The organism is Bradyrhizobium sp. 142, from assembly GCF_023074015.1.
Lineage (GTDB): Bacteria > Pseudomonadota > Alphaproteobacteria > Rhizobiales > Xanthobacteraceae > Bradyrhizobium.
This window is the reverse complement of record NZ_JADPKQ010000199.1, coordinates 44246-70963: the sequence shown is the minus strand read 5'-3', so window position 1 is coordinate 70963 and position 26718 is coordinate 44246. Positions and strand designations below refer to the sequence as shown.

Here is a 26718-nt window from a genome sequence, read left to right as displayed (position 1 = left end):
TGCCCGCCGACAGGCGCTTCCAGTCGGACGGGCGCCGCGTCCGGGCGAGGTCCGCGGCCGTACCGGCGACCGGCGGTCGCTTGCCCCAGGATCGAAACACATGAGCGCTGCTGACCCCAAGCACGTAGCCTTTGCCTGCCCGCCGTAGTTGCTGTTCGATGTCGCCAACACCGTAGACCGTATCACCGGCAACCCACTTGAATGGTACAGACGCGGCTATCGCACGTGCGATCATTCTCGTCGCAAGCTTTGGTTTGGTCGCAAAGCCGACATCGGCAGGCACGTATGCGGCTTCCAGACGATCTGGATCGTCGGTCCATTCCTTCGGAAGATACAACGCGCGATCGATGAACGCATGACCATGACGCGAAACGTAGGTAGCGAAGACGCCGATCTGGCAGTTCGTGATCTTCCCTGCCGAACCAGTGTATTGCCGCGCCACTCCGCACGAGGCCTTACCCTGCTTGAGAAAGCCGGTCTCGTCGATCACCAGCACCGCATCGTCATCCGCCAAGTGCTCGATGACATAGTCCCGGACGATGTCGCGCAGGGCATCAGCGTCCCAATCCCCGCGACCCAGGATCGCCTGCTGACGCCACGGGCCAGGATCGCCAGCCGCCTCCGCGCGCATCCAACCGGTCTTGCGCTGCTCATCTCCGAGCAGACCTTCCAGGAACAGGCCTGCATTCGTCGCCACACGCTCTTGCGTGAACAACGGACGTATCCGCTGCTTGATCTCTCGAAGCGACGCCGCCCACAACGCAAGCGTCTCCTCAACCGACGCGGCCCGCGCCCACGACATTCGAATCATGGTTGCCCATGGATTCAGAAGTCTGCAAACAAAGCAACTGTAATGCTAAGCCGTGGATTAAGGTGATCGGGTTCACTATACTCAGACGAATGATAGACGACGCGTCCAAAGGCCTAATCGATAAACTCGGCCGCAGATATCTGTGGTGGCGACCGGTCGACGGATCGCCCTTTTCCGAGGATCGCGTCGTTGCGCAGATCATGAACCTCGGGACATATCGGGATATTCTCTAGTTGGAGGCAGCGCTGGGGCAGGCGCATCTCGTAGGGATCATGCTCTGCGCCCAACCGGGCTGGTTCAGCGATCGTTCCTGGGAGTTCTGGCGCGGGCGTTTGTCGTTTGCGATGGGCGCGGCGCTGCCGGAAAATGCGCCCCGAAGGGTATTCGATGCCGCGCCGCTTTGAGCCGATGGAGACCTTCGCAGCCTGAGTGCAGCCGATCGTCGGGTCCTGCGTGAAGCTCGGGATCGCGTCAGCGCATTGCCTGTCGTGCGTCTCAAACACGGGCTGCTATGACGGCACCTGTCCGCCATTCAGCCACCGCAACAGCTCCGCGTTGACCTCGCGCGGATAGGTATGGCTGAGGTCGTCGATCTCGCGATAGGTGACGTCCGCGCCGGCGGCCGAGAGCGCCGCCTGCGTCTGCCGCGCGGTCTGCACCGGAAACATCCAGTCGAGTTTGCCGTGGGTGATGAAGATCGGCAGGCCCTGCATGCGCGCGGCGTCGGCCATTTCCGCCATCAGCGGATGGAAGGTCGCGGACACCGGCGCAAGATGTGTGAAGGGCGAAGCGCCCTCCAGCCCCGTGACGTAGCAGAAGGTGCCGCCGTCGCTCATGCCGGTCAGCAGCAGGCGCGAGGCATCGATGGTCCAGCGGCTGCGCACGGTCTCGAGGATGCGCATGAGGTTGGGCGTGTCGGTATCATCGCCCATCAGTGCCCAGGTCTGGCCGCTTGCGGTCGGCGTCACCAGGATCGCACCCAGGCTGCGGGCGTCGCGCAGCCAGCTCCACAGGAATCCGCGGCCGTTACCGCTACCGCCATGCAGCGCCATCACCAGCGGCCAGGCGCGGTCGTACCTGTAATATTCGGGCACATAGACCGAGAAGCCGCCACGGCTGCCGGGCTCGTTGTGATCATGGAAGATGCCGGTGTGCTCGCCCGCGTCTGATGCGAGCCGGGCCAGCAGGCTCTCGTCCTCGCGGCTGGCAACGTTGAGGAAGAAGCTGCTTACCGGCGGAAACTGCGCCGCGAGCGGATAGAGCGCCTCCTGCGCGCGCGGGACGTGGCGCAGCGCGCGGAAGACCGCGACCAGGTCGCCGTTGCCGCGCTCGACATCGCGCAGCCCGGCGAAGGCGGCGAGTGTCTCGTCGCAGGCGCGATCCAGCTGGATACGAAGGCCGGCGAACTGCTCCGGCCACTCCCCGATCGCCGCGCCTGCCGCTTGCAGCGCCTCCTCGGGCGCGCCGATCGCGTTCATCACGGAGGCAAAGACCGGCGGATGCAGGTTGCGCTGGAAGAAGCCGAGCGCTTCCAGTGCATTGAGCAACGGCGGCAGAACGGCCACGATGTCGTCGACCACGGCCTCGGTCATCGCCGCTTCCTCGGGCTTCAGGGTCAGTGCAGCTTGGGCGCCTTCAGGAGCTTGAAGCGGTCGGTCGACGTCACCGTCACGTCGAAGGTGACGCCCTCATGATCCACGGTGAGCGGCACATCGATGCCGGCGGCGCCGAGCGCCCACATCTTCTTGTAGAATGCCGTCTGGCTCGTGACCTTGTCGCCGTCCACCGCGAGGATGACGTCGCCGGTCTTGAGTTCGGCACGCGCGGCCGGACCGTTGGCGGAAATGCCGATCACCATCACGCGGTTGTCGATCTCGGTGGAGTACAGTCCGAGCCACGGCCGTGCCGGCTTGTTGACGCGCCCGAACTTGCGCAGATCGTCGAGGATCGGGCTCAACAGGTCGATCGGCACGATCATGTTGACATGCTCGGCCTTGCCGTCGCGCTCACGTTCGAGTTGGAGCGAGCCGATGCCGATCAACTCGCCGCGCTCGTTGAGCAGCGCCGTGCCGCCCCAATTGGGATGGGCGGGATAGGTGAAGATGGCCTCGTCGAGCAGATATTCCCAGTAGCCGGCGAATTCCTGCTTGGCCACGATCTGGCTCGCAACCGACCGCGTACGTCCACCGGCGCCGCCGACCACGACACGGTCGCCGAGCCGGGTTGCCGCCGACGAGCCGAGCGGCAGCGGCGCGACGTCCAGTTGGCCGAGCGCCTGCACCAGGCCGAAGCCGGACTCGGAATCGAATCCGAGCACATGCCCTTCCACCACGCGTCCGTCGCCGAGATGCAGCCACACGGACTCCGCTTCGGTGATGAGATAGCCGATGGTGAGCACCAGCCCGTCGTCGATCACGACGCCGTTGCCGGCGCGCTCGGTGCCCAGCGTCTCGGCGCTGAAGGCGTCCGGCGGTATGATGGCGTGCAGGCCGACGACTGAAGCGAGCGCACGGTCGAGATCGAAACCGTAATCGCTCGCACGCGGTTGATTGGCCGGCGGCACCCTCCATTCGGTCAAAGCGGGCATGGAGTTCTCCTGGCTGAGAGCATTGCTCCGCAAATTGCTGCGGACGATGCACGAAGCACGCATAATTTAGGCCGGAGAAGGCCGTCTTGAAAGCCTCGCTCCCAACTATTCCGGAGAACGGCTTGTGAAATCTTCGAAAGGCGGAGGAACAGTTCGTGCCCGCTCGGTAGGCGGCTTCCGATCCGGCATCGGCCGCATGGCTGCTGTCCGGCGGGGTGCTAGGCGGGGTGCAACGAAGCTGCTAACCATTGCCGCTTCGTTTTGACCAAAGAGATCACGGACCGAAGCATGGACAACCGCAGCGACATCTGGCGTGGCATCGACACGATCAAGGCACGTTTCATCGACCTTAGCGACAAGGTCTGGGGTATGCCGGAGGTCTGCTACACGGAAGCGCGGTCCGCCGCCGAGCATCTGACCGAATTGCGCCATCAGGGCTTCCGTATCACCGAGAACGTCGCCGGCATTCCGACCGCGGTGATCGGCGAATGGGGCCAAGGCGGACCGGTCATCGCCTTCATGGGTGAATATGATGCGTTGCCGGGCCTTAGCCAGGAGGCGGGCGTCGCCGAGCATCGTCCGGTCGAGACCGGCGGCCATGGTCATGGCTGCGGTCATAATCTGCTCGGCTCCGCCGCGTTGCTCGCCGCGACCGCGGTGAAGGACTGGCTCGCCGAGAACAAGGTGCCGGGGCGGGTGCGTTATTATGGCTGTCCGGCCGAAGAAGGCGGCGCGGCAAAAGCCTTCATGGTGCGCTCCGGTGCATTCGAAGACGCCGATATCGCCATCACCTGGCATCCACACAGCTTCTGGGAAGTCGCGGTGACGCCGTCGCTCGCCAACACCCGGGCCGACTTCATCTTCACCGGTCGTACCTCGCACGCCGCGGCCTCGCCGCATCTCGGCCGCTCCGCGCTAGATGCGGTGGAGCTGATGAATGTCGGCGTCAACTACATGCGCGAGCACATGCCGAGCGACGCGCGCGTGCATTACGCGCTGCTCGACACCGGCGGCATCGCCCCCAACGTGGTGCAGGCCCATGCGCGGGTACGCTACTCCATTCGTGCCCGTGATCTGCCCGGCATGAACGAACTGGTCGGGCGCGTGAGCAAGATCGCAGAGGGCGCAGCGCTGATGACCGAGACCAAGGTGGAGATGAAGATCATCTCCGCGGTCTCCAACATCCTGCCGAATACCCCGCTGGAGCAGGCGCTGCACCGGGTTATGGAAGAGCTTGGACCGCCGCATTTCGACGACGCGGACAAGGGCTTCGCGACCCAGATCCGGGCGACACTGACCGATAAGGATATCGAGTCGGTCTATTATGCGATCGGCATGGAGCCGACCGATCGGCCGCTGGCCGATTTCCTGGTGCCGCTCGATGCCAAGCGCAATCCGCTTGTAGGCTCGACCGACGTCGGCGATGTCAGCTGGGTGGTGCCGACCGTGCAGGTTCACGCACCCACGGTTGCAATCGGCACGCCATTCCACACCTGGCAGGTGGTGGCGCAGGGCAAGAGTGCGCACGCCCACAAGGCCATGGTGCAGGCGGCCAAGGCGATGGCCGCAATCGGCATCAAGGCGCTCACGGAACCGGAGCTGATTGAGGCTGCGAAGGCCGACCTTGAGAGGCGAACGGCCAAGACACCCTACGTGTGCCCGCTGCCGGATCATGTCGCGCCGCCGCTGGACATGTCCGTCGCGTAGAATTTCGTCTCGATACTTCGTCTGATCCGGCGAACATATTTTCCGCAGCGCAATGTGGATTCCGGCGTGTTTTGCCGCCGGATTGCCGAACGCTTGGGCTGCGGAACGCACTTTTGCCCAACGGACAGCCAGAAGACCGTTTGCATACACACGGTCCCAGTTGACGGGCACCCTATTCGGTGTGCCATCTACCGCCAGCCAAACCCGGCGGCCGCTCGCGCGGACGCCTGCATCCATACGGAACCAGACGGGGGACAACCATGCTGGATAAAAAACTGCGTTCGATGATCGGCGATGTGAAGGACGGGCGGATGGATCGCCGTGCCTTTATCCAGCGCATGGGCGCTGTCGGTCTGACTGCCCCGCTCGCCTACCAGATCCTCGCTCTCGGCGGCGTCGCCGTGGCCGAAGGTCCTTCGACCTACAAGCCGACCAAGCGCGGTGGCGGCGGTGCGCTGAAGCTGCTGTGGTGGCAGGGACCCACCCTGCTCAACCCGCATTTCGCCACCGGCACCAAGGACCAGGACGGATCGCGCCTGTTCTACGAACCGCTCGCCTCCTGGGATCCCGACGGCAACATGAAGCTGGTTCTGGCGGCGGAGATTCCCTCGATCCAGAACGGCGGGCTCGCCGCCGACGGCAAGTCGGTGACCTGGAAGCTCAAGCCCGGCGTCAAATGGCACGATGGCAAGCCGTTCACCGCCGACGACGTCGTGTTCAACTGGGAATATGCCAGCGATCCCGCCACCGCAGCCGTGACCATCGGCACCTACCGCGACATCAAGGTCGAAAAGATCGATGATCTCACGGTGCGCGTCCTTTTCGCCAAGCCGACCCCCTTCTGGGCCGACGCTTTCGTCGGCGCCCCCAATTCCATCATCCCCAAGCATCTTTTTGCGGATTACAAAGGCGCCAAATCCCGCGAGGCGCCGAACAACCTGTCACCTGTCGGCACCGGTCCCTACAAGTTCGTGGAATTCAAGCCCGGCGATCTCGTGCGCGGTGTGATCAATCCCGACTACCACATGCCGAACCGGCCCTATTTCGATACGCTTGAGATGAAGGGCGGCGGTGACGCCGTTTCGGCAGCGCGCGCGGTGATCCAGACCGGCGAATACGATTTCGGCTACAACATCCAGGTCGAAGATGACGTGCTGCTGCGCCTGGAGAAGGGCGGCAAGGGCAAGGCCGTCTACGCCGTGGGTGGCGACACCGAGTTCATCGCGCTCAATTTCACCGACCCCAATACCGAGGTCGATGGCGAGCGGTCCTCGATGAAGACCAAGCATCCGCTGTTCTCTGATCCGGCCGTGCGCAAGGCGCTGTCGATGCTGGTCGATCGCGAGTCGGTCAAGAAGGCGATCTACGGCCGTGCCGGCCGCACCACCGCAAACTTCCTCAACGGTCCCGAGAAGTTCGTATCCAAGAACAACACCTGGGAATTCAGCATCGAGAAGGCGACGAAACTCCTCGATGACGCCGGCTGGAAGCCCGGCGCGGACGGCATCCGCGAGAAGGACGGCAAGAAGCTGAAGCTTCTGTACCAGACCTCGATCAACGGGCCGCGCCAGAAGACCCAGGCCATCGTCAAACAGGCCTGTCAGAAGGCCGGCATCGACGTCGAGCTCAAATCAGTCGTCGCCTCGGTGTTCTTCTCCTCGGACGTCGGCAATCCCGACACCTATCCGAAGTTCTACGCGGACCTGGAGATGTTCCAGATTCCCATGAGCCAGCCGGATCCATCGCAGCACATGCGCCGCTATACGTCGGACAAGGTGGCAACCAAGGAAAACAAGTGGCAGGGCACGAACTACCCGCGCTGGGTTAACAAGGACTACGACGCGATCATCGCAGCGGCTGAAGCCGAGATGGACCCGATCAAGCGCGCCGAGCTCTACATCAAGGCCAATGACCTCTTGATTCAGGAGGTCGTCTTCATCCCGGTGCAGCACCGCCTCAAGGTGGAGGCCGCGGCCAACAACCTCGTCTGTATCGTCAGCGGCTGGGCCAACGAGACCGATAACCTGTTCGACTGGTACCGGGAGGCATGATCGCGCGGGCGTAAACGGGACATTTCCTATGAGTCAGTACGTCCTGCGTCGCCTCCTGATCGCGATTCCGAGCTTGCTCGGAATCTCGGTCGTGCTGTTCGTCGTGCTCGCGCTCGCTCCGGGCGATCCGTTCTCCGAGCTGGCGACAAACCCGAACGTGCCGCCCGAAGTGCAGGCCGCGCTTCGGGCCAAGTTCGGCCTCGACGACCCGATCTATCTTCGCTACCTGCACTGGCTCAACGCCATGTTGCACGGCGACTGGGGCTTCTCCTTCGTCAGCCGGATGGATGTCGACCAGCTCATCCTCCAGCGCCTGCCGGCCACGCTCTACGTGATCGGTTCGGCCCAGATCCTGGCGCTGTTGATCGCGATCCCGGTCGGCGTCTATGCCGCGACGAAACCTTATTCGCTGTTCGATCAGGTGGCCAACACGCTCGCCTTCGTCGGCTTTTCGCTGCCGACCTTCTTCACCGGCATCCTGTTCATCCTGGTCTTCTCGATCACGCTTGACTGGCTGCCCTTCGTCTACACGACCGACATCAAGGGCACCGGCATCCACTGGGTGCTCGAGATGATCCGGCAGGCGATCATGCCGGTGGCCGTGCTCGGCCTGTTCCAGGCGGCGTCGATGACGCGCTTCGTGCGCTCGGCAGTGCTCGACGTGATCCGGCTCGACTACGTCACCACGGCGCGCGCCAAGGGCCTCGGCCAGGCCAAGGTCATCGTCAAGCACGTGATGCGCAATGCGATGATCCCGGTGGTCACGCTCATTGCGTTGCAGATGCCGGCGGTGTTCGGCGGCGCGATCGTCACCGAGCAGATTTTTCGCATTCCCGGCATCGGCTCGTTGCTGATCTCCTCCATTCTCTCCAATGACACCCCGGTGGTGATGGCCGTGACCTTTGTGTTCGCCTGCCTGGTGGTGCTCTTCAATCTCATCGCGGATGTGCTGTATGGCTGGCTTGACCCTCGCATCTCCCTCCGCTGAGCGGCGGGTCTACTCGCCCTGGCGCGAGACGTGGCGGCGTTACAGCCGCCACAAGCTCGCTGTTGTCAGCGCATTCTTGCTGCTCATTCTCATTCTCGCCGTCGTGGTCGGTCCCTTCATCTGGCGCGTCAAGATCGACGACATCGATATCGTGGCGGGCATGCAGGGGCCGTCGCTTGCCCATCCCTTCGGCACCGACGATCTCGGCCAGGATATTCTGGCGCGCATGATCTATGGCGGGCGTATCTCGCTCGCGGTCGGGCTCGCGGCCATGCTGGTCTCTGTCTTCATCGGCACTCTCGTTGGTGCGCTCGCCGGCATGTCGCGCGGCGCGCTCGGCCACGGCCTGATGTGGCTTACCGACCTCTTCCTGTCGCTGCCGCAATTGCCGCTCCTGCTGCTGCTCATCTATCTCTTCCGCGACGGACTGAAGGTCGCATTCGGCCCCGAGGGCGGCATTTTCATCCTGATCGTGCTTGTCATCGGCGGCCTGCGCTGGATGCCGGTCGCGCGGCTGGTGCGCGCGCAGTTCCTGTCGATCCGCGAGAAGGAGTTCGTCGAGGCCGCCCGTGCGCTTGGCGCAAGTCCGGTGCGCCAAGTGGTACGGCACATCCTGCCCAATGCGCTCGGTCCGGTGATCATCGCCGGCACCATCGACGTTGCCGCCGCCATCATCGCCGAGTCCACGCTGTCCTTCCTCGGTCTCGGCTTCCCCCCGGATACGCCGACCTGGGGACGGCTGCTGTATGACGCCAAGGACTTTCTCGACATCGGCCCGCACTGGGCGTTGTTTCCGGGCGGCGCGATCTTCATCGCGGTGGTCGCCATCAATTTCATCGGCGACGGTCTGCGTGACGCGCTCGATGCGCGACGGGTGATTTGATGGCGCCGCTGCTGCAAATCAAGGGCCTCAAAACCCACTTCTCCACCGACGACGGCATCTTGCAGGCAGTCGACGGCGTCGACATCTCCATCAACAGGGGCGAGACGCTCTGCGTCGTCGGCGAATCCGGCTGCGGCAAGACGGTCACCGCGATGTCGATCCTGAAGCTGATCGCGATGCCGCCCGGCCGCATCGCGGCGGGCGAGATCATCTTCGAGGGCCGCGATCTGGTGCCGCTGACGAGCAACCAGCTCGACGAGATCCGCGCCAAGGAAATCGGCTTCATCTTCCAGGAGCCGATGACCTCGCTCAACCCCGTGCTCACCATCGGCGAGCAGATCGCCGAGAGCCTGCGCCGCCACGAGGCCGTCACCAGGAAGCAGGCGCTCGAGCGGACCATCGAGATGCTGAAGCTGGTGCAGATTCCCAACGCCGAAGGCCGCGTGCACAACTATCCGCATCAGTTTTCCGGCGGCATGCGCCAGCGCGTGATGATCGCGATGGCGCTCGCCTGCAAGCCCAAGCTGATCATCGCCGACGAGCCCACCACCGCGCTCGACGTCACCATCCAGGCGCAGATCCTCGACCTCTTGCAGGACATGAAGGAGCGCTTCGGCATGGCGGTGATGCTGATCACCCACGCCATGGGTGTCGTCGCCGAGACCGCGCAGCGCGTCGTCGTGATGTATGCCGGCAAGGTGGTGGAGGAGGCGGGCGTCGACGAGCTGTTCGCCGACCCGCGCCACCCCTATACGCAAGGGTTGATCCGCTCGATCCCGCGCATCGACCTCGACGCCGAGCACAAGACGCGGCTGGAGGCGATCGGCGGCTCGGTTCCGATCCTAATCAATCCACCGGTCGGCTGCCGTTTTGCCGCGCGCTGCCGCCACGCAATGAGCATCTGCACCGAGAAGGAGCCGCTCTTGCGCGAAATCGCGCCCGGCCACCGCATGGCCTGTCATTTGGGAGACGCGGCATGAGCGAGCCCTTGCTGCAGGTCTCCAACCTGAAGAAGCATTTTCCCGTGCTCGGCGGCCTGCTGTCGCGTCAGGTCGGCAGCGTCTATGCGGTCGACGGCGTGTCGTTCTCGGTCAATCGCGGCGAGACGCTTGGCCTGGTCGGCGAATCCGGCTGCGGCAAGTCGACGACAGGGCGCTGCGTGCTGCGCCTGATCGAGCCGACCGACGGCGAGGTCACCTTCGACGGCCAGGACGTGCGCAAGCTCGGTGGCAACGATCTGCGCGCGATGCGGCGGAACATGCAGCTCGTGTTCCAGGATCCGTTCGCCTCGCTCAATCCGCGCATGACGGTCGGCGCCATCCTCGGCGAGGCGCTCGTCATCCATAAGCTCGGCGCATCGGCCAAGGAGCGTGAGGAGCGCGTCGCGAGCCTGCTCGTGAAGGTCGGCCTCAAGGCCGAGCACATGCGCCGCTACCCGCACGAGTTCTCCGGCGGCCAGCGCCAGCGCATCGTGATCGCCCGCGCGCTCGCAGTCGAGCCGAAACTGATCGTCTGCGACGAGCCGGTGTCCGCGCTCGACGTGTCGATCCAGGCGCAGGTCATCAATCTGCTGGAAGATCTCCAGGCCGAGCTGAACCTGACCTATCTCTTCGTCGCGCATGATCTCTCGGTGGTCGAGCACATCTCCGACCGCGTCGCGGTGATGTATCTCGGCCGCATCGTCGAGCTTGCCAAGGCCAGCGATCTCTACCGCAACCCGCAGCATCCCTATACCAAGGCGCTGCTCTCGGCCGTGCCGGTTCCGGATCCCAAGCTCAAGCGCAACCGCATCCGACTCAAGGGCGACGTGCCGAGCCCGATGAAGCCACCATCAGGCTGTCACTTCCACACCCGCTGTCCGATCGCCCAGCCGCGCTGTTCGGAGAGCGCACCGGAGCTGAGGGAAGGCGCGGGCGGGCATTTGGTGGCGTGCCATCTGGCGTGAGATGCGCGTCGGGCCGTTGCGTTTCCTATCGACGATTTACGCCCGCTGCTTGCCGCGGATGCGCTGAGCGCGCTTGATCGGATTGCCCGGACCTTCCGAGACGGTACGCAATTCGCCGCTCGGCGTATCCGTTCGTACCGCATCGACCAGCCAATCATGGAAGGCGCGCATGCCGGCCGTCAGCTCCTTCGATTTAAGCCAGGTCAGCCAGTAAGATCCGGCCGCGACCTCTGCGGAAAAGGGCCGGGCGAGCCGGCCCGTCTCTACCTCGCGCCGAAACATTGCGATCGGAACAAGGGCAATGCCGACGCCGCGCGCCGCGGTTTCGGCCATCGCGAGGGAGCTGTCGAAGATCGGTCCCTGGATCATCGGGCAGGGCGCGCCCGCCACCGCGAACCAGAGCGGCCACTCCTCGGCGCGATAGGATCGCAACAGATTCTGTCCCACGAGATCGGCCGGCTTTCGCAAGCGGGCTGCGATGTCAGGGTGACAAACGGCCGAGAGCGGCGCCGCCATCAGATGGATCGCGTCTGTGCCGTGCCAGGAACCGTCGCCAAAGCGAAGCGCAAGATCGAGCCCGTCGCCTGCGATGTCCACGCGATTATTGTTGGTGAGCAGGCGCAGGTCGATATAGGGATGCGAATGTCGAAAGCGATCCAGACGCTGTAGCAGCCAGCCCGTTGCGAAGGTGCCGACGCAGCCAACTGTTACGACCTCGCGCGTTCCCCTCGCTTCGATCCGCTCGATCGCGCCGCTGATGCAACTGAACGCATCCGCCAGGACCGGGAAAAGCGCCAGTCCCTCGTCCGTCAGTGTAAGCCCGCGTGGAAGGCGCCTGAAGAGACTTGAGCCCAACATCTCCTCAAGCTGTTTGACCTGGTGACTGATCGCGGTCTGCGTCACCCGCAACTCGAGACCTGCCTTTGTAAAGCTCAGATGCCTCGCCGAAGCCTCAAAGGCACGCAGGGCGTTCAATGGAAGATGTTTGCGCACGGACATGATGACCAAGTTAAATTCATGGCTCGACATATAAATGATCGTTTGTGCGCCGTCACGACGTTGGCCATGTTCGCGCCGCCACGGGAGAATGAACATGCTGATGAGGCGGCAATTTGGACTTGGGGTTTTGGGCGTTGCGGCTGCTCTGGTGTTTCCGCAGTCGAACGAGTCGCGTGCCGCGGGGGAGCGGAAATCGCCCTTGGAGGAGGAACTCGCCCGCATCGAGCGCGAGAGCCTCGGGCGACTGGGAGTCGCGGTTCTCGACACCGAAACCGGGCTTGAGACTGGCTTGCGCGCCGGCGAGCGCTTCCCCATGTGCAGCACCTTCAAATGCCTGGCTTCGGCGGCCGTCCTGAAACGCGTCGATCATGCGGAATTGAGGCTCGAACAACTCATTCGCTTCGAGGCAAAGGACGTCGTGCAGTATTCGCCTGTGACCAAGGACCGTGTCGCCGCCGGAATGACTCTTGCCGAAATCTGCGAGGCCGCGCTCACGCAGAGCGATAATACGGCCGGCAATCTGCTGCTGCGTCAAATCGGCGGCCCCGACGGCCTCACCAGCTTTCTCCGCTCGCTTGGCGACAACGTAAGCCGACTCGATCGATGGGAAGTGGAGCTGAACGAGGCGCTTCCGGGTGATCCGCGCGACACCACCAGCCCGGCCGCAATGTTGCAGAATCTGCATCGCCTGATAGTCGGCGATGCGCTATCGGTGGCCTCGCGTCAGAGGCTGACGGATTGGATGGTCGCCAATAAGACCGGCGATACCCGTCTTCGTGCTGGCGTGCCCCGTGACTGGCGCGTCGCCGACAAGACCGGCGCCGGAGATCGTGGCACGACCAACGACGTCGGTGTCTTCTGGCCGCCGCGCCGCAAGCCGGTCCTGGTTGCGGCCTATCTGACCGGCTCCCAAGGATCGCCGGAGAAACGCAACGTTACGATTGCGGGGGTGGGCCGCCTTGTCGCGGAAACTGTTGTGGGACAGGCCGTCAAATGAGCGCAAAGAAGCCGTGCCTTGCGGCTCGCGCGCGGCTTCCGTTTTGGTCACGCGCTCTTCGCCGGCCAGGGCACGACCTGTCCCGACATCACCAGCCGGTCGCGGCCGCTGTCCTTGGCGGCGTAGAGTGCGCGGTCGGCGGCGGCCACCAGTGTGCTACCGTCCGTGGTGGTTGGGATGGGAGCCCCGTCGCGGCGCCGAGGCTCGCAGTGACCAGCCGTGAGGGCGGATTTTGGGCATGCAGCATGGCGAGGTCGTGCAGCGCCGCGCGAATCTCTTCGCCGACCCGGGCGCAACCTTGCGCATCGGTGTTCGGCAACAGCACGGCGAATTCCTCGCCGCCGTAGCGTGCCGCGACGTCGGCCGGGCGCTTGGCCTCGGCCGAGAGGATCCGGCCCAGCGCGCGCAGGCAACCATCGCCCGCCAAATGTCCGTAATGGTCGTTGAACGCCTTGAAATGATCGAGGTCGATCAGTAGGAGCGAGAGCTGCGTACCGTCGCGCCGGGCACGCGCCCATTCCTCCGCGAGGCGCTCGTCGAACGTGCTGCGGTTGGCGAGGCCGGTCAGGCCGTCGGTCGTCGCGAGCGAAGCAAGCTGGTCCTGAAGATCCCTTTGCTCGGTCACGTCGCGCACGACCGCGACGACGATGCCCTTGCTGCCAACGAAGCCCATTTCCGCCCTTTGGCCGGGCAATCAAGCGACATGGTGACCCGGATCGGGCTGGATAACCGGATGCTCTACGCCTCACCGTCATGCGTGCGCGTCATCGGCTGGTCTTCGGACGAACTGCTGGGCACGTCAGCCATTGCCGGCATTCATGCGGAGGACATTGAGCGGGTCGTACTCGGCCGGACGCGATCCTCGATATTTCGACGGATTATCGTTGAAGGATATTAACCACGGCGACCTCGCGCGCCGGATTCGTCTGGCGCCGCTGCTCACTTGTCCAGCGTAAATCCGACGCGCAGCGTCACCTGGTAGTGGCGCACGGCGTTGTTCTCGATGTGGCCGCGTGTCTGCACGACCTCGAACCATTTCATCTCGCGAACGGTCTTTGCGGCGCGGCTGATCGCGTTCTTGATCGCGTCCTCGATCGATGTCTCGGACGATCCGACCAGTTCCAGGATCTTGTAGACGTGATCCTTCTCGGCTGTAGGCATCGTGAGCCTCCCTTGGTTGGTTGGTTGCGCTGCGGCGCCCGCCGCCGCGTGACCTCCCATCTGAACGGGCGCCAGCCTCTCCAGTTCCGTCGTCCGCCATGACCCGCATGCCGGCGATCTGCGATGGCGCTGACGCTCGCGGCGTGACGCTGGCCTCTCGCGCGGGTTAGCGCGCGCCGGGAGCCGAGTTCGATGCCGGGCGCGGCTATCACCGTGGCCGGCGGCGCATTGCGCCACAGCATTCGTAGGAGCATCGCCAGCAGCACAATGAGCGCGCCGCCGGCTTGGAGCGCTCGTCCAAGCCCGTCGCAAGGCTCGTCGATTGCAGCAGGCCGCAGGCGCTGGCCAGCATGATGAGTCCGTACAAGACGCTGCGTTCGCACGACGTCGTGGCAAGGAATGTGATCGGGATGTAATCCGCGGCGCGAGCCCTACGGATCCAGCTCAGTATCCCAGTAGAGATAATCCAGCCAGCTGTCGTGCAGATAGTTCGGCGGGAACAGACGGCCGTTGCGGTGGAGCTGGTGCACGGTCGGGGCGAAGGCGTGCTGGCGCGGAAACATCCTGGCCTGCACCGGCGTGAGATTGCCCTTGCGCAGGTTACAGGGCGAGCAGGCCGCGACCACGTTCTCCCAGGTGGTCTGGCCGCCTTTGCTGCGCGGGATGATGTGATCGAAGGTGAGGTCTTCGGGCGAGCCGCAATATTGGCAGTTGAAGCGGTCGCGCAGGAAGACGTTGAATCGGGTGAAGGCAGGATGAGTGGTCGGCTTGACGAAGGATTTGAGCGAGACCACGCTCGGCAATTGCATCTCGAGCGTGGGACTTCGCACCGCCTGATCGTAATGGGCCACGATGTTGACGCGGTCGAGGAACACCGCCTTGATCGCGTCCTGCCACGACCAGAGAGACAGCGGGTAGTAACTCAGCGGCCGGAAGTCCGCATTCAGCACCAACACCGGCCAACTGCCTTGCGAGACATGTGCGTTCAATTAACGCTCCCGGCCTCCACGTACGCTGCGAAGCAGCATGTATTGACATACTACATGCAGCGTGACGGGATTGTGAAGCCCGTTGAGCGACTTATTCGGGCGCAAGCAATGCGGCGGCGGGGTGGCAAAACGCCCAAAAAGCCGCGATCCGAAGCGTGGTCCGCATGGCTGGCCCGGAACCACCTTCGATGGGGCGTCGTGGCTTTTGCCGTGGCACCTAGTCCCGCACCCGCTCCAGCTTCTGCAAACACCGCGTCGCGCGCACCACGGCCGGTATCTCCTCGTCCGGAAAGCTCGTCTTCCAGTCGGCGACGCCGACCTCGCCGACATAGATGTCGCCCTTGGAATCCAGCGCGATGCCATGCGGCGCCAGAAACTTTCCGCTCATGACGCCCGGGCCTTCCTCGCCGCCGAGCCGCGCAATGCGTTTTCCCTTCGCGTCCATGATCGACAGCCGCGGGCCGATGTTGGGCACCTTGCGGTTGATCGCGAGGCCGGGCCCGAGCTCGCCAATGATGAAGGTCGGATTCTTGCCGCCGCCGCAGCACAGCGCGCAGGGCCGGTGCAGATTGTTCCACTGCGTCTCGTACTTGCCGTCACCGTCGAACACCTGCACGCGGTGGTTCTCGCGGTCGGCGACGTAGACCCAGCCGTCGGCGTCGGTGGCGATATTGTGCACGATGTTGAACTGGCCGGGATCGGTGCCGGGCTCGCCCCAGCTCTTCATCAGCTTGCCATCGGGCGTGAACTTGTGCACGCGGGCATTGCCATAGCCGTCGGAGACGTAGATCTCGCCCTTCGGCGACAGCGCGCTATGGGTGCAGCGATGGAAGGGATCTCCGCTCATGAACGGTGTCGGCTTCTCGGGGATGCCGATCGTCAGCAGCACCTTGCCGTCGGTGCTGCATTTGCGCACGGTGTGGTCGCCGTCATCGGTGCAATAGAGATTGTCATCGGCATCGATATGCAGGCCGTGGGCGCGGGAGAACAGGCCTTCGCCCCAGCTGCGCAGGAAATTGCCATCGCGATCCAGCACCACCATCGGGTGGGCGCCGCGGTTGAAGACGTAGATGCGATCCTTGCTGTCGACCGCGACCGATGCGACGTCGGTCAGCTGCCAGCCGTCAGGCAGTTTCGCGAAATTGTCGACGACGCGGTAGCGGTGCTCGCCGGTGCCGAGAATGGCTGGCATGATTTTTTTCTCCTGTTCGTGTCAGCGGCGCACGATCGTCTCCACACTGTCATTGCAAGCGAAGCAATCCAGACCGCCTCCGCGGAAAGACTCTGGATTGTTTCGCTTCGCTCGCAATGACGAGATACGCTCGAATTCGTCGAGCCAGGCTTGCGCGGATACGGAAATATCCTTCGTCCTGTCCAGCAAGCGCGACCTCGCACGTCATCGGGGCGTTTTCCCCTGACAATCGAAGGCTATACTGGATCAGCCTATGTCAAAAGCGCTTTACCCGAGCAGTGAAAGCATGTGGCCCTGCTCGGGCGGAATACGGCCCTTCAGCGTATCGAGATAGACCTGCCTCACGGCCTCCGGCCCACGGCTCTCGACCACCGTCAGGCATCTCTCCAGCAGCGGCGCAAAACCCGACCATGCCGCGCCAAAGCGCTGCTCGATGCCGCCCGGCCCCCATTCCCTAGCGCGCTGGCGGATCTGGTCGGGAGCGAAGAACCAGCGCGGCTTTGCACCGGGCAGTTCGCCCTCGTCGGCCGCGGTGGCGCGATGCGTCAATCCGACGCGCACGGAGCATTTCATCTGGCTACCGAAATGCCGGTGCAGCTCGGCACGTAACGCGCTGTTGCCGGCCATGTCGACGAAGGCGACAGGCGCATCGGATGGCAGCGACGTCACGCGGTCATAGATGACGACCTCGTCATAGCAGCCGAGCGAGGTGACGAAGCCGGTATTGCCGGCTGACGTCAGTCCGATCACCTTGCGGCCGCGCGCATGCAGGAGATGCGCAAGCCCGAACGCGGTCTTGCTCGAGGCGCTCGACAGCAGCACGCTGCTTGCAGCGAAATCGTCGTTCTCGGCGAGGAAGTCGTCGACCAGGAACGACAGCATGAACAGCGGCCGCAGCAGCGCCCGATAATCGCCGTGCCGCCCCGCGTAAGCAGGATCGCCGCTGACGCGGGCATAAGCGTTGTAGACAGGTGCCACGCCTTGGCGATGCGCGGCGCCGTCGCGCAGGCCGCGTCTGCTGACGTCGGTAGCTTCAATGACAAGATGAGTCGCCATCGGGAAATAGCCGAACAGGCGCTCGCCCACGGCGACGTTCGGATGCTTCGATTCGACCACCTCGCCAAAGCCCCATACCGGAATGTTGCCGAAGCCGCCTGGGGCTGGAAACAGCTGCCAGTATTTCAGTTCGTCGCCGAGCACCGCATAGGTAATGTTGTTGGCGGTGAAGGCGAAGCGGTCGACCTTCACTAGCAGGGCGTCGGGCGGCAGCGCATCCGCGCCGGGAAGCGCCGTCGCGATCGTCTTGCACTGGTCGAGGTCATCTTTCGCAACGACGAAGTCGATCGATGTCATGACTTGATCCCGGCTCTGTCCGCGCGGGCATCTCATCATTCATCGGCAAAGCTTTTGCAACAGCAACATAGTTTTAAACGCTGTTTGCAGCCGTTCATCACGCGCCGGCGCGTGCATGGCCAGCCCAATAGGGCTCCCGCAGCTTGCGCTTGAAGATCTTGCCGGTCGCCTCGCGCGGCAGCGCGTCGCGGAATTCGACGTCCTTCGGCACCTTGAAATTGGCAAGTTGCTTGCGCAGGAACGACTGGACCGCGGCGGATGAGAGTTCGGCGCCCGGCTCGGACTCGACATAGGCGCACAGCCGCTCGCCAAATTCGGCGTCGGGTATGCCGAACACGGCGCAGTCGCGCACTCCCGGCATTCCAATCAGCGCGTTCTCGATTTCGGCTGGGTAGATGTTGACTCCGCCGGAGATCACCATGTCGCGCTTGCGGTCGCACAGGAACAGGTAGCCGTCCTCGTCGAGATAGCCGACGTCGCCGACGCTGACGAGCCCGTCGCGACCGGCCTCGGCGCGGGCCGCGGCCTTGCCGTGATAGTCGAAATCCGGCACCGAGACCTGCCGCATGTAGATTTCACCGGCTTCGTTGACGCCGCACGGGCTGCCGTCGGTGCGGAAGATCTTGACGATGCCACCCTCGATGGCGCGGCCAACGGTGCCGGGCTTCTTCAGCGCCTCCTCGGCGGAATGCCACACCGGAATTCCGGTCTCGGTCGAGCCGAAATATTCGTTGATGACCGGCCCCCACCAATCGATCATCGCCTTCTTCACGTCGGGCGGGCAGGGTGCTGCGCCGTGGACGACGAAGCGCAGCGAGGACAGATCGTAGCGCCGCTTCACCTCGTCGGGCAGCCGCAGCAGGCGCACGAACATCGTCGGCACCATGTGCATGTTTGTGACGCGATGGCGCTCGACCAGTTGCAGCAGCTCTTCGGGATCGAACCGGGCTTCCAGCACAATGGTGCAGCCGCTGCGATAGGCCAGCATGCCATAGGAGTGCGGGGCGGAATGGTACATCGGGCCGTTGATCAGCACGATCTGACCCTCGTTCGGCTTGACGCCATAGGCGATCGCGCCGACGCGTTCGGAGGCCGCGACCTGATCGGGGCGCATTGGCATCCGCCGCACGCCTTTCGGCATACCCGTGGTGCCGGACGTGTAGAACATCGGCGCGCCGCGGAGCGGCGGCTGGGCGAGTTCCGTCTGGCTGTCCCGCCATTCGTCCCAGTCGGTCAGTCCGCCCGGAACCTCTGTGAGCGCGGCCGGGATGTTGAATGCCGTGGCGATCTCCGGCGGCGTCGGCATGACCATCAGCGTCAGGCCGTCCGGCAGGCCGCCGCTGATCTGCGGCAGCAGGTCGGCGTGGCAGATCAGGATATCGGCGCCGCTGTCGGCCAGGATATAGCGGACTTCGGCGGCCTTCAGGTGCCAGTTGATCGGCACCACCGGTCTGCCGAGCGCGGCCGAAGCTGCGATCACCTCGAACAGCGCGAAGTCATTGCGCAGCATCATGGCGACCGGCGTGCCTTCTCGTGCGCTGAGCGCGCTGAAACCGCCCGCGGCCCGTTTGATCCGCGCATGAAGTTCTGAATAGTCGATCCGGCGTTCACCGCTGATGATCATGTCGTGTCCCTATCCGTCAGGCTTAGCGGTCGTCCAGCACATCGCCAAAACTCACCCAGCTCTTGCCGTTGAAGCGCCGCAGCTGCAGCTGCTGGAACGGCAGGTAGTCGTCGGGGCCGGTCGTAACAGTCATGCCCAGCAGCAGCAGCGGCAGCTTGACGCCCTTGAGTGAAGCCGCCTGGCGCATGATGTTGTCGCGGCTGACATCGTCTTTGCACGCCTTGAGCACCGTCATCAGCAGTGTGGCATAGTGATAACCGGCGGCGTAGTTCGAGTTGGAGAGATCCGCGGTCGGCATGTATTGCTTCATGAACGCGAAATAATCCTTCACGCCGGGATCCTCGGCCCATTGCGGGTCCATCGTGTCCTTCTGGTTGCTCGACGAGATCAGGCCGACGGCATTGTCCAGCCCCGCCGGCTCCAGGAACGAGATCGAGGAGGCCGAGGTGGGCACGAAGAACAGCTCGGGCTTCCAGCCGATCTCGGCCACCCCCTTAACCATCTGCGAGGTGAACTTGCCGAGCACGACGCCGAACAGCACGTTGGCGCCTGAGGCCTTCAAGGTCGAAAGCTGCGAACTGATCGTCGGCGCGCTGGTCTCGTAGCTTGCTTCGGCGATGATCATGCCGGCCGCCTTGGCCCCGAGCGCACGTTTGAAGCCCGCCACATAGTCGCGGCCGAAATCGTCGTTCTGCGACAGGATTGCGATTTTGGCGTCGGGCTTGGTCTGCAAGATGTATTTGGCATAGACCACGCCCTCGGATTCGTAGGCCGCCATGCCCGGCATGGTCCACGGGTTCTTCTGCGGATCGGCCCATTTGGTGGCGCCCGAGAGCACGAACAGCTGCGGCACCTTCTTGGCGTTGAGATAGCGCTGCACGGCGCTGTTGGTGGCGGTGCCGAGCGAGCCGAACATCATCAGCACCTCCTCCTGCTCGACCAGCTTGCGGGTTTGCTCGACCGTCTTCGGCGGCGAATAGGCATCGTCCAGCGTGATGAACTTGACCTTGCGGCCGTTGACGCCGCCTTCGGCATTGAGCTTCTCGAAGAACGCCTCCTGGGTCCGCCCGATCGCGCCGAAGCCCGAGGCTGGACCGCTGTAGGGCAGGGTCTGCCCGATCCGGATCTCGTCGGTGCTCTGCGCACCGGCGGGGTCTGCGAGGAAGGTCAGCAACGCAATGCCAAACAGAGCGGCCGCCCGCATCATGATATTCTCCCGTCGTTCTTGTTGGTTGGGACCGAGCTATCAGGCGCTGGCGCGGATCAGCAAGTCCTGCCGCGCCTGGTCGAACTCCCGCTTCATCCGATCGACGAGCTCGGCGACCGGCGGCGCGTCGGTGATCTGGCCGATACCCTGGCCTGAGCCCCAGATGTCGCGCCACGCCTTGGATTTCGTGTTGCCGCCGGAGCCGAAGTTCATCTTCGTCTTGTCGGCGACCGGAAGGTTGTCCGGATCAAGCCCGGCGGCGGCGATCGAGGGTCCAAGATAGTTGCCGTGCACGCCGGTGAACAAATTCGTATAGACGATGTCGTGCGCCGCATGCTGCACCAGCGCGTTCTTGTAGCCATCTACGGCGTTGGCCTCCGCGGTCGCGATGAAGCGGGTGCCCATATAGGCGAGGTCGGCGCCGAGCGTCACGGCGGAGGCGACGCCGAAGCCGTCGCTGATCGCACCCGACAGCAGGATCGTGCCCTTGAACCATTGCTTGACTTCGCGCACCAGCGCGAACGGCGACAGCGTGCCGGCATGGCCGCCGGCGCCGGCGCACACCAGGATCAGCCCGTCGACGCCTTGTTCCGCGGCCTTGCGCGCATGCTTGACGTTGATGACGTCGTGGAACACCAGGCCGCCATAGGAGTGCGCGGCCTCGACGATCTCGGCGGGCGGCCGCAGCGAGGTGATGATGATGGGCGCCCTGTGCTTCACGCAGGTCTCCATGTCCTTCATCAGCCGGTCGTTGGAGGCGTGGCAGATCTGGTTGACCGCGTAGGGGGCGACCTTTTTGCCGGGATTGCGCGACTTGTATTCGCCGAGCTCATCCTCGATGCGGCTCAGCCATTCGTCGAGCTTCTCGGCCGGGCGGGCGTTGAGCGCGGGAAACGAGCCGACGACGCCCGCCTTGCACTGGGCGATCACCAGCTCCGGTCCGGAGACGATGAAGAGGGGCGAGCCGACCACCGGCAGTTCGAGGGTGTCTTTCAAGAGAGCGGGCAGCGCCATGATGTCCTCCCGGAAAACGCGCCCCGCCGGCCTGCGGATGGGAAGGCGTTTCCTGTTGATTGTCGCCGGCGGCTTGCCGGCCCGCATTCGCGGATTTGACACCACTATAAAGGTTGGCGAGCGGACCCTGATCGTTCAATAATGAACAGACGACCATTCAGGTTTGAACAAAGGGCTGCAGGTGGATTGGGATCTTTGCAAGACCTTCGTCGCGGTGGCGGAGACCGGCAGCTTCACCGCGGCGGCACGCCGGCTGCACACCAGCCATCCGACCGTCAGCCGCAAGATCGCGGCGCTGGAAGCTCAGCTCGGCACCAGATTGCTGGTGCGCGCCGCCGACGGCCTGGCGCTGACCGCGGATGGCCGGACGCTGCGCGAGCATGCCGAGGCGATGGCGGCGGCAGCGCTGCGGGCGGAGACGGCGGTCTCGGCAGGAGGGCACAAGGCGCGCGGCACCGTCAAGCTGTCGATCGGCGCGACGCTGGCCTCGCACTGGCTGATGCCGCGCCTGCCTTCCTTCCTGCGCGCGCACGATCACATCCAGCTCGAGATCATCACCCATCCGTTTCCGGCGAGCGTGCGCCGGCGCGAGGCGGACGTGGTGCTGCGGCCCTTCGACAGCGGCGAGGAAAACCTGGTCGGCCGCAAGATCGGCCGTCTCGGCACGGGATTCTATGCGTCACGCGACTATGCCGGCGGACGCTCCTTGCCGGAACGGCGTGGCGAGTGGAAAGGCCACAGCGTTATCGGTTTTGCCGACCAGACGTCCAATGTCCAGCTTGCGCGCTGGAGCGACGTCGTCACGCGTCAGGGCAGGGTCGTGATGCGTTGCTCGTCCCAGGGCGACATGCTGGCGGCGGTCCGCGCCGGGATCGGAATCTCTGCGCTGTCGTGCTTCGTCGCGGAAAGCTATCCGGATCTCGTGCGCGTCGCGCCACAGAAGCTCGCCAGCGTGGCGGACCTGTGGCTCCTCGCCCATCCCGACCTCGTCGAACTGCCCGCGGTGCGTGCTGTGGTCGAATTTGTCGCAGCATGCGCCCGAACCGATCGTGCGAGCTTGCGCGGCTAAGCTTGCCCGGCGATCACGCCTTCGCGCTTCTTCACCGCGCGATAATAGCTCCACCACAGATGCGCTGCGGCCCCGCGCAGGGGGCGCCAGGGTTCGGCGAGCGGCACCATCTGTTTCTCCGTCGGCCGTGTCTTCAGGCCGAGCCCGATACGAATGCCTTCCTGCACGGCGAGATCGCCGGCCGGCCAGGCATCGCCATGGCCGAGGCAGAACAAGAGATAGACGTCCGCGGTCCACGGCCCGATGCCGGGCAGCGAGATCAGCGTGTGATGCGCGGCGTCGGCGTCCTCTTCGGCAAGCACATCGAGATTCAGCCGCTCCGCCATGATTTCGCGCGCGAGATATTTCAGCGTCTTGATCTTGGCGGCGGAAAGCCCGAGCCGTCCCAGCCGGTCGATGCGGGCGCGGCGCACCGCGTCATGGTCGAACGGATCGAAGGCGGCGGACAGCCGCCCCCAGATCGCCGCCGCGCTCGCGGTCGAGAGCTGCTGCCCGCAGACGATGTGCGCGAGCCCCACAAAGCCCGGCTCGCGCCGCCGCAGGGCCGGCATGCCCGCAACCTCAAACACGGGTTTGAGGCGCGGGTCGCGCTTGATCAGCGCGTGGACGGCCTCTTCGAGATCGGACTGGGTTTCGAGGTGGATGGTCATTTTGGTCGGCAAACTCTCTCTGGCATCATGGCCGGACTTGTCCGGCCATCCACGTCCTTCTAACCGTGCAGCCTTCTTAGCATGAGGTTGATTCTGGCATTTGTCCGCGGCCTTGACACGATCGCTGTGTGGCACCGAAGAACGTGGATGGCGGGGACGTAGGCGAGCGGAAGCGACGCCGTCCTTCGGACGGCTGCGCCCGGCCATGACGAGATCTGTCGTATGATGCCACCCGTTTTCCGATTTGCCCCCAGTCCGAACGGTGCTCTGCATCTCGGCCACGCTTATTCCGCGCTGCTCAATCTTGACCGCGCCCGCGAGTCCGGCGGAAGGTTCTTGCTGCGCATCGAGGACATCGATGCGACACGCTGTCGGCCCGAGTTCGAAACTGCGATCTACGAGGACCTCGCCTGGCTCGGCATCGCCTGGGAGATTCCGGTGCGGCGGCAGTCCGAGCATCTCGCCGACTATCGCGCCGCGCTGGACAAGCTCTCGGCGCTGGGCCTCGTCTATCCCGCCTTCGAAAGCCGCGCCGAGATCGCAAGGTTGGTGGTCGTGCGCGAGGCGGGTGGGCCCTGGCCGCGCGATCCCGACGGCGCGCCGCTTTATCCCGGCAATGCGAAATCGTTGTCTGCCGGCGAGCGGACGCGCCTGATCGCATCCGGCACACCCTATGCGTTGCGGCTCGACATGGCGGCCGCGTGCGGCCGTGTAGGTGGCCTGACCTGGAACGAGCTGGGAGAGGGCCCCGACGAGGAGCGCGGCACCGTCCCGGCGCATCCGGAGGCCTGGGGCGACGTGATCCTGGCCCGGAAGGAGACGCCCACGAGCTACCATCTGTCCGTGGTCGTCGACGACGCGCTTCAGGGCGTAAGCGAGGTGGTCAGGGGCCAGGATCTGTTTCATGCTACCTCTGTCCATCGGCTGCTCCAGGAGCTGCTCGGCCGGCCTGCACCCACCTATCGCCACCACAAGCTGATTCGCGACGAGGCAGGCCGGAAGCTCGCGAAATCGAGCCGTTCGACCGGCCTGCGCAACCTGCGTGCCGCCGGAGCTACGCCCGCCAGCATCCGCCGGTTGGTGGGATTAGATTAAGTTTCTCTGGGGGTTAGCAAAAGGTCGCCGTGACTCAAGGCATCGCTCCGTGCCATGCTCGCCGATGAGCGCGCGGTTCGAAGCGGATACTTCGAAGGGGAATTATGGCGGCGAAAACGCGCGCAGCGCGCACCACGCGGACGTCCAGGCGATCGCCTCGGAAGCGATCCGGGGCGGCCGTCAAGGTGCGCAAGCGCAGCACAAGGGTGGTTGAACCGGACGTGGTCCAGGCGGCGCTCGCCGCCTTTGCCCACGAGGTCCGTACCCCCCTGACCGGCATTCTGGCGATCAGCGACCTGCTCGCAACCTCGGACCTCGGGGAGCGGGAGCGACGCTGGGCCGACACCATCAAGGCCGGGGCCGAGCATCTGGCGAGCCTTGCCACTTTGTTTGTGGACGCCGCCCGGACCGAGAACGGCGGCGGCAGCACGCTGCGGCAGGACCTGTTCGACCTGCGGACACTCGCCCGCAGCGCCGGCGATTCGCTTGCCGGGCGCGCCGCGGCCAAGGGCCTTCAGGCCCAGGTCGAGATCTCCGAAAAGCTTCCCGGTCTGGTGGTGGGTGATCCCGTCCGCTTGCGTGCTGCGCTGGAGAACCTGATCGACAATGCTGTAAAATTTACCGACCAGGGGGGCGTGGCGCTTGCGGTCGTACCCTGCCGTCTGGCCAAGAGCAGGGGCAAGGCAAAGGACAAGGCGAAGGATAAGCGCAGGGTCGGCGCCGCCTTCGCGGTGTCCGACAGCGGCATCGGCCTGACCATGGCGGAGATCAAGCGGCTGTTCCGCCCGTTCACCCAGGCTAATGTCACCATTGCTTCGCGCTTCGGCGGCGCCGGCTTGGGGTTATCCTCGGTGAAGCAACTCGCGCGCGCGATGGGCGGCGACATCACCGTCGCGCCGCGGCGCGGCGGCGGCGCCACCTTCACGCTGACGGTGTCGCTCGATGCGGCGGGACCGGCGAGGTCCCGCAAGTCGGCCGACGACGAGGCGGAGGCGGTGTCGGGGCTACGCGTGCTAAGCGTCGAGGACAATCCGTTCGGCCGCGTCGTGCTCAACACCATTTTGACCGAGCTTGGCCATCATGCAGAGTTCATCGGGCGCGGCGAGGATGCCGTGAACCGGCTTGCGCAGGGCACCTTCGATGCGGTGCTGATGGACATGGTGTTGCCCGGCATCGACGGCGTCGAGGCGATAAGACGAATCCGCACCATGGCGGCGCCGCTCGGTCAAATCCCCATCATCGGGGTCTCCGGCCGCGGCGAAGACGAGGCGGCCTCGCGCGAAGCCGGCGCCGATGCCTTCCTGATCAAGCCTGTGTCTCCGCGGGCTCTAGCGACTGCGCTGCTTGAAGCGAAACGCCGTGAGGAAGCCGCGACTTGATGATCGCGGCATTGAGTTCGCCGCCATAGACGAAGATCGCGGCGATGAAATACAAAAACACCAGTGCGATGATCACCGAGGCGAGCCCCGCATACATCGTCACGTAATTGTTGGCGAAGCGCGCAAGGTATTGCCCGAACACGATACCGGAGATCAGCGACGCCACGATGGTGAAGACGATGCCGGGCAGGATCTGGAGGAAGCCGCGCCGTCCCGCCGGCAGCCAGGCATGCAGGATGATCAACGCCACCACCAGCGCGCCGACGGTTATGCCGTAGCGCAGCCAGGTGAGGATGCTTTCGTTGGACTCGACGAACAGCGGAATGTGGCGCCGAGCCGCCTCGATGATGAGAGGTCCGAGCACGATCAGGAACGCCATGGCAAGCGCGGTGAAGGCTGCAACCAGCGTGTAGCCGATCGATTCCAGCCGCAGCCAGTACCAGGGCCGCATCTCCACCACCGCGTAGGCGCGATTGAGCGCGACGCGCAGCGCCTCGACGCCGTTGGAGGCGAAATAGACCGAGAGCACCGCGCCGATGGTGAATACGCCGGTGCGGGTCGTGGTCAGCACGTCGTGAACCTCGCCCGAGATCGAATCGGCGACCTGCTTAGGCCAGACCTGGAGCATCAGGCTGGCGGCCTGGTCGGCGAGCTCCTTGGAACCGAAGAAGCCCGCGAGCGAGGTCAGCACGATCAAAAACGGGAACAGCGCCATCAGCGTCGACAGCGCGATATGGCTCGCGATCGCCCAGCCGTCGTCGGCCAGGAACGTGTAGAACGCGTCCATCGCCACGACATAGATGTAGCGGATTGCTTTCACGCGCCACCCGTATTGGCTGTCGTCTCTCGCTTGCGCTCGCGGCGTCGTTCACCTCGCCCCGCTTGCGGGGGGAGGCCGACGCACTCGGCAGCGCACGTGCGCGCCTGAGCGCGGCGGGTGAGGGGGAGCCTCCGCGAGGACGGTGAGAGTTGGACTCGCGGAGAGTCCCCCTCACCCGAATTCGATCTGCGATCGAA

The 26718-nt window shown here is 64.5% G+C and carries 24 protein-coding genes and 2 pseudogenes; 11 read left to right on the top strand and 15 right to left on the bottom strand.

All coding sequences use genetic code 11. The features are described 5' to 3' along the window. From IVA82_RS18250 to IVA82_RS18235, 4 genes are all read right to left on the bottom strand, one after another. Positions 1–811 (bottom strand): IS701 family transposase (locus tag IVA82_RS18250; RefSeq protein WP_247493253.1); only part of this gene is annotated, 811 nt, incomplete at its 3' end. Between the two features lie 113 nt (positions 812–924). After that, on the bottom strand, positions 925–1314 hold the full coding sequence (locus IVA82_RS18245) for a hypothetical protein (protein ID WP_247382702.1): 390 nt from the start codon (positions 1312–1314) through the stop codon (positions 925–927). Between the two features lie 6 nt (positions 1315–1320). Continuing rightward, positions 1321–2403 (bottom strand): phospholipase, encoded by a 1083-nt coding sequence (locus IVA82_RS18240; RefSeq protein WP_247382701.1) that lies wholly within the window; start codon positions 2401–2403, stop codon positions 1321–1323. A gap of 23 nt (positions 2404–2426) precedes the next feature. Next, the gene (locus tag IVA82_RS18235; protein WP_247382700.1) at positions 2427–3398 is read right to left on the bottom strand and encodes a S1C family serine protease; all 972 of its coding nucleotides are present in this window, start codon (positions 3396–3398) and stop codon (positions 2427–2429) included. Positions 3399–3686: 288 nt separating this feature from the next. Here IVA82_RS18235 and IVA82_RS18230 point away from each other — a divergent pair, with 288 nt between their 5' ends. From IVA82_RS18230 to IVA82_RS18205, 6 genes are all read left to right on the top strand, one after another. Next, positions 3687–5105 (top strand): M20 family metallopeptidase, encoded by a 1419-nt coding sequence (locus IVA82_RS18230; protein ID WP_247382699.1) that lies wholly within the window; start codon positions 3687–3689, stop codon positions 5103–5105. A gap of 260 nt (positions 5106–5365) precedes the next feature. Further along, positions 5366–7156 carry a peptide ABC transporter substrate-binding protein gene (locus tag IVA82_RS18225; protein WP_247382698.1) on the top strand — a complete coding sequence of 597 codons (1791 nt, stop codon included), beginning with the start codon at positions 5366–5368 and terminating at the stop codon, positions 7154–7156. 28 nt (positions 7157–7184) lie between these two features. Beyond that, entirely contained in the window at positions 7185–8144 is a 960-nt protein-coding gene (locus tag IVA82_RS18220; protein WP_247382697.1) for an ABC transporter permease, read from the top strand. Further along, positions 8110–9027, top strand: a complete 918-nt coding sequence (locus IVA82_RS18215) for an ABC transporter permease (RefSeq protein ID WP_148738293.1) — start codon at positions 8110–8112, stop codon at positions 9025–9027. Before IVA82_RS18220 ends, IVA82_RS18215 begins: the two co-directional genes overlap by 35 nt. Continuing rightward, positions 9027–10007 carry an ABC transporter ATP-binding protein gene (locus tag IVA82_RS18210; RefSeq protein WP_247382696.1) on the top strand — a complete coding sequence of 327 codons (981 nt, stop codon included), beginning with the start codon at positions 9027–9029 and terminating at the stop codon, positions 10005–10007. Before IVA82_RS18215 ends, IVA82_RS18210 begins: the two co-directional genes overlap by 1 nt. Next, positions 10004–10972 carry a dipeptide ABC transporter ATP-binding protein gene (locus tag IVA82_RS18205; RefSeq protein WP_247382695.1) on the top strand — a complete coding sequence of 323 codons (969 nt, stop codon included), beginning with the start codon at positions 10004–10006 and terminating at the stop codon, positions 10970–10972. Before IVA82_RS18210 ends, IVA82_RS18205 begins: the two co-directional genes overlap by 4 nt. Positions 10973–11008: 36 nt before the next feature. Here IVA82_RS18205 and IVA82_RS18200 read toward each other — a convergent pair whose 3' ends face one another. Continuing rightward, positions 11009–11971, bottom strand: a complete 963-nt coding sequence (locus IVA82_RS18200) for a LysR family transcriptional regulator (RefSeq protein ID WP_247382706.1) — start codon at positions 11969–11971, stop codon at positions 11009–11011. Positions 11972–12065: 94 nt separating this feature from the next. Between IVA82_RS18200 and bla the strand changes: the two genes are divergently transcribed. Next, positions 12066–12968 carry a class A beta-lactamase gene (gene bla / locus IVA82_RS18195; RefSeq protein ID WP_247382694.1) on the top strand — a complete coding sequence of 301 codons (903 nt, stop codon included), beginning with the start codon at positions 12066–12068 and terminating at the stop codon, positions 12966–12968. A gap of 47 nt (positions 12969–13015) precedes the next feature. On the opposite strand, the pseudogene IVA82_RS18190 reads toward bla, so the two are convergent. Further along, positions 13016–13614 (bottom strand): annotated as a pseudogene (locus IVA82_RS18190) (diguanylate cyclase); the annotation flags it as partial. A gap of 15 nt (positions 13615–13629) precedes the next feature. On the opposite strand from IVA82_RS18190, the pseudogene IVA82_RS18185 reads away from it, so the two are divergent. Further along, positions 13630–13809: pseudogene (locus IVA82_RS18185) on the top strand (PAS domain-containing protein); the annotation flags it as partial. A 98-nt stretch (positions 13810–13907) separates the two neighbouring features. Here IVA82_RS18185 and IVA82_RS18180 read toward each other — a convergent pair. The 7 genes from IVA82_RS18180 to IVA82_RS18150 all read right to left on the bottom strand — a co-directional run bounded on the left by IVA82_RS18180 (position 13908) and on the right by IVA82_RS18150 (position 21508). Then, positions 13908–14129: a dodecin gene (locus IVA82_RS18180; protein WP_148738297.1), complete on the bottom strand. Its 222-nt coding sequence runs from the start codon at positions 14127–14129 to the stop codon at positions 13908–13910. A 431-nt stretch (positions 14130–14560) separates the two neighbouring features. Continuing rightward, positions 14561–15118 (bottom strand): HNH endonuclease, encoded by a 558-nt coding sequence (locus IVA82_RS18175; RefSeq protein WP_247382693.1) that lies wholly within the window; start codon positions 15116–15118, stop codon positions 14561–14563. Positions 15119–15335: 217 nt separating this feature from the next. After that, positions 15336–16310 (bottom strand): peptidyl-alpha-hydroxyglycine alpha-amidating lyase family protein, encoded by a 975-nt coding sequence (locus IVA82_RS18170; protein WP_247382692.1) that lies wholly within the window; start codon positions 16308–16310, stop codon positions 15336–15338. Between the two features lie 267 nt (positions 16311–16577). Next, the gene (locus IVA82_RS18165) at positions 16578–17663 is read right to left on the bottom strand and encodes a DUF2855 family protein (RefSeq protein WP_247382691.1); all 1086 of its coding nucleotides are present in this window, start codon (positions 17661–17663) and stop codon (positions 16578–16580) included. A 97-nt stretch (positions 17664–17760) separates the two neighbouring features. After that, positions 17761–19287: an acyl-CoA synthetase gene (locus tag IVA82_RS18160; RefSeq protein ID WP_247382690.1), complete on the bottom strand. Its 1527-nt coding sequence runs from the start codon at positions 19285–19287 to the stop codon at positions 17761–17763. A gap of 22 nt (positions 19288–19309) precedes the next feature. Then, positions 19310–20494: an ABC transporter substrate-binding protein gene (locus IVA82_RS18155; RefSeq protein ID WP_247382689.1), complete on the bottom strand. Its 1185-nt coding sequence runs from the start codon at positions 20492–20494 to the stop codon at positions 19310–19312. A 39-nt stretch (positions 20495–20533) separates the two neighbouring features. Further along, on the bottom strand, positions 20534–21508 hold the full coding sequence (locus tag IVA82_RS18150; RefSeq protein WP_247382688.1) for a nitronate monooxygenase family protein: 975 nt from the start codon (positions 21506–21508) through the stop codon (positions 20534–20536). A gap of 181 nt (positions 21509–21689) precedes the next feature. On the opposite strand from IVA82_RS18150, the gene IVA82_RS18145 reads away from it, so the two are divergent. Beyond that, positions 21690–22577 (top strand): LysR family transcriptional regulator, encoded by an 888-nt coding sequence (locus IVA82_RS18145; RefSeq protein WP_247382705.1) that lies wholly within the window; start codon positions 21690–21692, stop codon positions 22575–22577. On the opposite strand, the gene IVA82_RS18140 is transcribed toward IVA82_RS18145, so the two are convergent. Continuing rightward, positions 22574–23227 (bottom strand): DNA-3-methyladenine glycosylase 2 family protein, encoded by a 654-nt coding sequence (locus tag IVA82_RS18140; RefSeq protein ID WP_247382687.1) that lies wholly within the window; start codon positions 23225–23227, stop codon positions 22574–22576. The two genes, IVA82_RS18145 and IVA82_RS18140, sit on opposite strands and share 4 nt — an antisense overlap. Positions 23228–23449: 222 nt before the next feature. Here IVA82_RS18140 and gluQRS point away from each other — a divergent pair, with 222 nt between their 5' ends. Next, positions 23450–24322, top strand: coding sequence for a tRNA glutamyl-Q(34) synthetase GluQRS (gene gluQRS, locus IVA82_RS18135; RefSeq protein ID WP_247382686.1), 873 nt, complete (start codon positions 23450–23452; stop codon positions 24320–24322). A 104-nt stretch (positions 24323–24426) separates the two neighbouring features. Next, positions 24427–25701, top strand: coding sequence for an ATP-binding protein (locus tag IVA82_RS18130; protein ID WP_247382685.1), 1275 nt, complete (start codon positions 24427–24429; stop codon positions 25699–25701). Here IVA82_RS18130 and IVA82_RS18125 read toward each other — a convergent pair. After that, positions 25628–26521 (bottom strand): YihY/virulence factor BrkB family protein, encoded by an 894-nt coding sequence (locus IVA82_RS18125; RefSeq protein WP_247382684.1) that lies wholly within the window; start codon positions 26519–26521, stop codon positions 25628–25630. The two genes, IVA82_RS18130 and IVA82_RS18125, sit on opposite strands and share 74 nt — an antisense overlap. Positions 26522–26718: the final 197 nt, after the last annotated feature.

Excerpts from the sequence above, each read along its gene's own strand:
- IVA82_RS18200 (WP_247382706.1), bottom strand. The coding sequence starts at position 11,971 with ATGTCCGTGCGCAAACATCTTCCATTGAACGCCCTGCGTGCCTTTGAG.
- bla (WP_247382694.1), top strand. The coding sequence starts at position 12,066 with ATGCTGATGAGGCGGCAATTTGGACTTGGGGTTTTGGGCGTTGCGGCT.
- IVA82_RS18170 (WP_247382692.1), bottom strand. The coding sequence starts at position 16,310 with ATGCCAGCCATTCTCGGCACCGGCGAGCACCGCTACCGCGTCGTCGAC.
- IVA82_RS18215 (WP_148738293.1), top strand. The coding sequence starts at position 8,110 with ATGGCTGGCTTGACCCTCGCATCTCCCTCCGCTGAGCGGCGGGTCTAC.
- IVA82_RS18130 (WP_247382685.1), top strand. The coding sequence starts at position 24,427 with ATGGCGGCGAAAACGCGCGCAGCGCGCACCACGCGGACGTCCAGGCGA.
- IVA82_RS18235 (WP_247382700.1), bottom strand. The coding sequence starts at position 3,398 with ATGCCCGCTTTGACCGAATGGAGGGTGCCGCCGGCCAATCAACCGCGT.
- IVA82_RS18210 (WP_247382696.1), top strand. The coding sequence starts at position 9,027 with ATGGCGCCGCTGCTGCAAATCAAGGGCCTCAAAACCCACTTCTCCACC.
- IVA82_RS18230 (WP_247382699.1), top strand. The coding sequence starts at position 3,687 with ATGGACAACCGCAGCGACATCTGGCGTGGCATCGACACGATCAAGGCA.
- gluQRS (WP_247382686.1), top strand. The coding sequence starts at position 23,450 with ATGATGCCACCCGTTTTCCGATTTGCCCCCAGTCCGAACGGTGCTCTG.
- IVA82_RS18240 (WP_247382701.1), bottom strand. The coding sequence starts at position 2,403 with ATGACCGAGGCCGTGGTCGACGACATCGTGGCCGTTCTGCCGCCGTTG.
- IVA82_RS18160 (WP_247382690.1), bottom strand. The coding sequence starts at position 19,287 with ATGATCATCAGCGGTGAACGCCGGATCGACTATTCAGAACTTCATGCG.
- IVA82_RS18165 (WP_247382691.1), bottom strand. The coding sequence starts at position 17,663 with ATGACATCGATCGACTTCGTCGTTGCGAAAGATGACCTCGACCAGTGC.
- IVA82_RS18180 (WP_148738297.1), bottom strand. The coding sequence starts at position 14,129 with ATGCCTACAGCCGAGAAGGATCACGTCTACAAGATCCTGGAACTGGTC.
- IVA82_RS18150 (WP_247382688.1), bottom strand. The coding sequence starts at position 21,508 with ATGGCGCTGCCCGCTCTCTTGAAAGACACCCTCGAACTGCCGGTGGTC.
- IVA82_RS18225 (WP_247382698.1), top strand. The coding sequence starts at position 5,366 with ATGCTGGATAAAAAACTGCGTTCGATGATCGGCGATGTGAAGGACGGG.
- IVA82_RS18155 (WP_247382689.1), bottom strand. The coding sequence starts at position 20,494 with ATGATGCGGGCGGCCGCTCTGTTTGGCATTGCGTTGCTGACCTTCCTC.
- IVA82_RS18140 (WP_247382687.1), bottom strand. The coding sequence starts at position 23,227 with ATGACCATCCACCTCGAAACCCAGTCCGATCTCGAAGAGGCCGTCCAC.
- IVA82_RS18205 (WP_247382695.1), top strand. The coding sequence starts at position 10,004 with ATGAGCGAGCCCTTGCTGCAGGTCTCCAACCTGAAGAAGCATTTTCCC.
- IVA82_RS18220 (WP_247382697.1), top strand. The coding sequence starts at position 7,185 with ATGAGTCAGTACGTCCTGCGTCGCCTCCTGATCGCGATTCCGAGCTTG.